Below are 6,144 nucleotides of genomic sequence, written 5' to 3' on the forward strand. Positions count from 1 at the left end.
TGTCAATTTAGCGATCACACTTTCGGTCACTAATATTGCCGAGAAAACCCTTTGTACGCTGTTTTCTGTTATATTAGTGGTCACAAAATGCTCAAAATATACGTTTAAATAACCCCTCAAACTTTCCTACTAATCCGCTCCACAATCTCCATCAAATCATCCGGCCTATGAAACTCAATTGGCGAAACGCCTTTATCGAATTCTATCGTATTGGATTCTATCATCAATACATATTTCCCGTTAATCTTGCCTAAATGGATGCTTTCGCCGAAATCGGCTAGAAGTCCTTTGATGGATGTACTGCCTAGCTTCATGCGCAGTTCGGCTTCAGGTGTATGCTCGACAATCTGGGCTGTGGCTTCGACGACCTGATGGGTTTCAAGACGTTCCTGGATTTCACGCTTTTCACTCGTTTCCCAGATTTCCAGGTCCTGTTCGAATTTCTGCAGTTCGTCACTGTTTTCTTCGAATTGAGCGGATACATGCTCATGGACCATATGGATGACCTGGTTTTTCATGATTTCCGGCATCGATTCGCCATATTCGACGAACTTCAGGAAATCCTCGAAGTAGCGGGCATGTGAGGCCTGGTGGATTTTCAGTTCGCCTTCTTCGACCATACCTTCTTCGGGCATGTAGGGGTATTGAATGGATTTCATATTTTTAGTGGTGATTGCCATTTCAACGTGCCTAATCAGGGTCCGTTCATCCGAAATGGAAGCAACTTTCGGCTCGAAATCACATTTTAATAAGAAAACGAATGGTTCATCGAGATATTTCGATAATTTAGCCGATGCGATTATGAAGACACCGCCACGGACGGCACTTGTATCAATATAAGACCGCGTGAATTGTTCATTTTCTTCTTGGAATTCTTCTTTCGTTTTAGCATATCGAACCCGGTTAAATACATTGTAATTAGGGTTGGAATCAAGTGCATGTCCTTCTTCGACAATGAAAGAACCAATTTTCGTCGGTATTTGTTCAGTTTTTGGATGACGGTCCACTTTTCGTTTGGAAATCTTCATCAATTCCCCATCCAAAAAATCCTTTAGTGGACTTTCTTCGTATTCTTCAGTATCAAGGGTTTGAAAATGTTTAAAACGTTTATCAGCCTGATCGCCTTTTCCTTCGACTTGGATTAAATAAAAAGACAGATAGGTAATCGTAAAATCCATGAATGTCACCTTCTTCAATTATTAAGCATAATTCCCGTACTTTTTTAAGACTTAATAAGTATAGAGATGTACGGTGATTCCGTCAAACTATTGGCGTGAATAAAAGAATAATTTTGGTGCATTATTTCAAAATCATACTTAAAGAAAAATAGGGATAATGTTAAAACTCCACAAGACCAAAATAAAGGATTACAGGAAATACTCCATGAACGGTTAATCTAATAGGTAAAATGAACTGCAAAATAAAAATATATTTTAAAGTAGATTAATTTAACAGCCTTAATGTCGAAATAGTATATATGGGTAGATAAATTGGAGGGCAATTCAATCATGAAAAGTATATGGAGAAACAGACAAAAGATAGATGCTATAGACTATATGCAATTTAAGGAACAAGTCGGTATAAATGTCACTGAATTTCCGAGCGTATTGGCTCAAGTGGACATGATTCATTTGACGATCGGGGATTTATGTATTATTCGGTCTTTGCAAGATGAAGTAAAAGAACAATTGAGCCAAATTATAGAAAAATTTTATAAAAATCTAAAAAATGAATCCTCTTTAATGAAAATCATTTCGGACAATAGTTCTGTTGATAGGTTGAAAAAGACGCTTCATCGTCATATGTTCGAAATGTTCAGTGGTACAATTGATGATGCGTATATCAAACAGCGTTATGTCATCGCACAAGTACATGTGCGAATAGGACTGCAGCCAAAATGGTATATGAGTGCTTTTCAAGATTTACTGCAATCATTAATCATTCATGTAATTTCCAATATAAAGAATACTGAGCAATATCAGAATAACATTCTGGCTATCACCAAAATTTTCAATTTAGAGCAGCAAATCGTTTTAGAGGCATATGAGCTTGAAAATGAAAAGATGCGTATAAAAAACCATGAAGAAAAAGAAACGATTAAACTGCAGGTGAATCATAATGCAGAAGAATTGGCAGCAATCAGTCAAGAGACAAGTTCAGCGACTCAATTAATGGCAAATAAGGTAGTCGAAATTCATGATTTCACTCAAAAGGGTTCGGACATTGCGATAGAGACAGAGGGAAAATCAAATGAAGGCGTTGAACTGTTACAAGGATTAGAGAAAAGATTGGTAAAAACACAGGAGCAAATGACGCTCATCTCAAAAGATATGGAACACCTATCCAATACATCAAAGGAAATCGGACGAATTGTCACGATAATCACTTCAATTGCAGAACAAACGAATTTGTTGGCATTGAATGCAGCGATTGAAGCGGCAAGAGCGGGTGAAAATGGTAGAGGATTTGCGGTTGTAGCCGGTGAGGTAAGGAAGCTTTCGGAAAATACCAAAGAATCAATTTCGGAAGTAGTGAAACTCGTTAGTGGCATTGCTCATTTTACTAATGTTATGAATACATCTATTTCAATGGTTAGCGGGGAGATTACTAAAGGCACGGAACAAGGTAAAGAAACGAGCATATTTTTTACCGATATCGCAAAGGCCATGCTTTCAGTAAAAGAGCAGAATATTAAAATCACCAAGGAAATGACTGAACTGAATGTTATATTCGAGGAAATTAATGAAGCGTTCAATCAAGTGGCCGTTTCCTCGGATCAATTGACTCAATTAACGATGAACTTGTAGAAGTTCATAAGTTTTTTTAGAAGGACATCTTAAAGTGGCTTATGTGATAGTATTTTATATTTTAATAAACAACTCGATAGAATATTTTGATAAAAAAACCTCAAAGCAATTATGGAATAAAGATTATCATTATTTAATCTGGTGTTTAATTAATCTCTTGAAATAATATAGGTTTAATGTTATATTAATAAAGCGATGAGCTAATTTGTGTAAGCCGAAGAACAAGCTTTTAGCTAAACGTCGGGATGTGGCCTGACGGTTCTACGCCTCAAACGCATCAAAGACGCCTGCTGCGTGCAGGCGTCTTTTTCATTTTAGCGATTCTTTTCTTGCAGCTTGAACGTCATCCTTGAATTCCTCTTGAATTTCTTCTGTTATTCCCTTTGTTGCATCCTTGAACTCCCTAAGCGAAGTGCCAACTGCCCGTCCGATTTGCGGAAGCTTATTCGGTCCAAAAACAATTAAAGCTAAAATAAGGATTAAAATTAAACCAGGAAAACCAATGTTTGAAAGCATAACTAGTCACTCCAATCAAATCTGATAGTTAATATTATAGACTCCTGACAAGTATTTGCAAATGTTATCTACTATTAATTGTAATGTTCAACATCATAAATTAGACTTCTGTTAGACAAGCATTTTAAATTTATTTTGTCCTATTTTATCTTGCACATTAAATCTAAAAATCTTTCCTGCCTATCTTAGCCAATGCAATATATAAAATTAATATGTGAAGAGTGTCGCTTTTGGTTTTTTCCGTATAGGTCTGCAGCTTATTTCGTTCGTGTTACATGAAAAATCTTATTGCTTGGGAATGATTAAACTTGCAAGATTGAAGGTATTTAGGTATTATAACTATACAAGCTGCGTTGTTCGTAATGATAATTAAGTTTTAACCTTTAAGCTGTAATAGGGAGTTTTACATCGAAACAGGAATGTTATGCCTCGTCACTGACTTGGACAACAGGATTGTTTTTGCAAACACCCACTTTGAGGAGTGGTGGTTTAAAACTTTCTTACTTGAATACGGCAATGGCGGCTTATATTTTTAAAATTAGAAACCAGTTCCGATTTGGGGCTGGTTTTTTGTTGTTTTTACTAATGTTCAGAGTGTTGTAGGTAGATGCACTTATGGGTATTGTCAGAAAAATTAAAATGTAAGGATCCAAGATTTATGAATAATATGTGAAAGTTTTTATTGAAATATCTGATAATTAGCCATTATAATAATAATTAGATAACTCGGTTCACTATTTATATAAAAAGATGGTGAGTCGATATTTTTTAAGAATTACGTAAGCGCTATCATTTGGATGGAGTTACTGCAGTCACCTTAGGGAGGAGAAAATTTTATGGCTAGTATTAACACAACCGAGGTAATTAGCAACAGTAAATTTAACCGCTTTCATTTTGGGTTGCTGGCATGGTGTTTTATAATAATCCTTTTTGATGGCTATGACCTTGTCGTTTACGGAACGGTCGTCCCGGTATTGACGGAGGAGTGGAACCTAACTTCCGTGGAAGCGGGGGCTATGGGCAGCTATGGTCTATTTGGAATGATGTTCGGGGCGATCTTCTTTGGTACATTGGCAGATAGGATTGGCAGAAAAAATGTAATAGCGATTTCGCTGATTTTATTTAGTTTATTTACACTTTTATGTGGATTTGCGAACACACCTACCATGTTTTCGACTTTCCGATTTTTGGCGGGATTAGGGCTTGGGGGCATCATGCCGAATGTCATTGCCTTATTGACGGATTATGCACCGAAAACGATGCGGAGCATGGTCGTTTCGGTCGTTTTGTGTGGATATTCATTCGGAGGGATGCTTGCCCCGATACTGGGTATCTTGCTTATGCCGATCCTAGGTTGGGAGTCAATATTCTGGTTTGCGGGAATACCACTGTTATTTTTACCCTTCATGATGAAGCGTTTACCAGAGGCTTCTACGCATCTGATCAGAGTTGACAGAAAAGAAGAATTGATCAGGATATTATCCAAGGTAAGTCCTGAGAGCAATTTCGACATCAGGGACGAAATTGCAGAAGTGAAAAAAACTGATACGAATATGCCGATTGTTGGATTGTTTAAGGGGGCCCGTACTCTAAGCACCATGATGTTCTGGATCGCCTTTTTCATGTGTCTATTGATGGTATATGGATTGAATACTTGGCTTCCCAAGCTAATGATCGAGGCAGGGTATGCGCTGAATTCAAGTTTAGGTTTCTTGATCGTTCTGCAGGGGGGAGCTATCATTGGCACGCTTATCATCGCTAAACTTTGTGATCGTTATGGATCCAAGAAAATGCTTGTGCCGATGTATGCGCTTGGGGCAGTCAGTTTGACGCTATTGGGAATGGGCGGAAGTTCCTTCATGATTTACACCTTGGTAGCGATTGCAGGTGCCTGTACCATTGGTGCCCAAAACCTTGTACAAGCCTATGTTTCACAATACTACCCACCAGATATTAGATCGACTGCATTAGGTGTGGCATCTGGTATCGGAAGGATCGGCGGTATGCTAGGACCTATACTCGGCGGATTTTTATTGTCCATCTCGCTGCCCATCCAATTGAATTTCATTGCCTTTGCCATTCCAGGTCTGATAGCAGCGGTTGCTTTATCATTCGTTCCAGTGAAAATGGCATATTACAAAAATGATCATTCGGAACCAAATGAAGAAATAGTGGTAGAATCCGATAAAATGAATGTTTTGTAAAAGTTAAATGCATGAAATGGAATGCATGGATACCCTCGCCGTCATTTCATGCTCATTCGTTTTTGAGGGCTTCTGTTGGAGGAGTCATGATTCCGGTATTTATACGTTTTAGTAACGATTTTGGTGGAATTGTTCGCCCTGACCTTAGAGGGATAAGATCGAAAGGATAAAGTTTCTTAAATGTTCATAATTTCGCAATGCAATTCACTCCATTATATAAAGAATAAATGTTAGAATGATTGTACGGATAATTAATTCCTCCTTGAAGTGGAGCGAACTAGAAATTAATCTCATCTTTTGAGAGGAGTCATTACTTTGAAATTTTTAAAACACATAATTTTTTGGTTATGCATTATAGGTACATTATTCTCTATGATATATTTCTTCATAGCGGAGATTCCGTTATATATTAAATTATTAGGCGCAGCGATCATCCTTTATCTTGGTTATGATCTAATAACCGAATCTAAGAAAAGAAAGCGTAAGGAAGCCTTGGATGCTTAATATTATAATCGTAAACGCCCTCTTTTGATAAGAGGGTGAATAGGCTACACTTAGTTGGACAGAATTTTTAAGGTCAAGTAGACTACAGATACTACATTTGAGGAGAATCTACA

General features: G+C 37.5%; 4 protein-coding genes and 1 other RNA gene. 3 read left to right on the forward strand and 2 right to left on the reverse strand.

Annotation, left to right across the window (positions count from 1 at the left end; all coding sequences use genetic code 11):
• Positions 1–116: 116 nt before the first annotated feature.
• Positions 117–1,178: a DUF3900 domain-containing protein gene (locus tag N9I19_RS23610; protein ID WP_089362158.1), complete on the reverse strand. Its 1,062-nt coding sequence runs from the start codon at positions 1,176–1,178 to the stop codon at positions 117–119.
• 330 nt (positions 1,179–1,508) lie between these two features.
• Here N9I19_RS23610 and N9I19_RS23615 point away from each other — a divergent pair, with 330 nt between their 5' ends.
• Positions 1,509–2,807, forward strand: a complete 1,299-nt coding sequence (locus N9I19_RS23615; protein ID WP_284470808.1) for a globin-coupled sensor protein — start codon at positions 1,509–1,511, stop codon at positions 2,805–2,807.
• Positions 2,808–3,116: 309 nt separating this feature from the next.
• On the opposite strand, the gene tatA is transcribed toward N9I19_RS23615, so the two are convergent.
• Complete coding sequence (gene tatA, locus N9I19_RS23620; protein ID WP_061463136.1) at positions 3,117–3,323, reverse strand: twin-arginine translocase TatA/TatE family subunit; 207 nt, start codon at positions 3,321–3,323, stop codon at positions 3,117–3,119.
• Between the two features lie 342 nt (positions 3,324–3,665).
• Between tatA and ssrS the strand changes: the two genes are divergently transcribed.
• Positions 3,666–3,853, forward strand: a non-coding RNA gene (ssrS, locus tag N9I19_RS23625) — 6S RNA.
• Positions 3,854–4,159: 306 nt separating this feature from the next.
• Positions 4,160–5,527 (forward strand): MFS transporter, encoded by a 1,368-nt coding sequence (locus N9I19_RS23630; protein ID WP_317779175.1) that lies wholly within the window; start codon positions 4,160–4,162, stop codon positions 5,525–5,527.
• Positions 5,528–6,144 lie beyond the last annotated feature (617 nt).

The sequence above is a fragment of the Peribacillus sp. CSMR9 genome (assembly GCF_033141925.1).
GTDB lineage: Bacteria > Bacillota > Bacilli > Bacillales > DSM-1321 > Peribacillus > Peribacillus simplex_A.

What these genes read in the sequence shown, in the direction of transcription:
- N9I19_RS23610 (WP_089362158.1), bottom strand. Translation starts at nt 1,178, where the DNA reads ATGGATTTTACGATTACCTATCTGTCTTTTTATTTAATCCAAGTCGAA.
- N9I19_RS23615 (WP_284470808.1), top strand. Translation starts at nt 1,509, where the DNA reads ATGAAAAGTATATGGAGAAACAGACAAAAGATAGATGCTATAGACTAT.
- tatA (WP_061463136.1), bottom strand. Translation starts at nt 3,323, where the DNA reads ATGCTTTCAAACATTGGTTTTCCTGGTTTAATTTTAATCCTTATTTTA.
- N9I19_RS23630 (WP_317779175.1), top strand. Translation starts at nt 4,160, where the DNA reads ATGGCTAGTATTAACACAACCGAGGTAATTAGCAACAGTAAATTTAAC.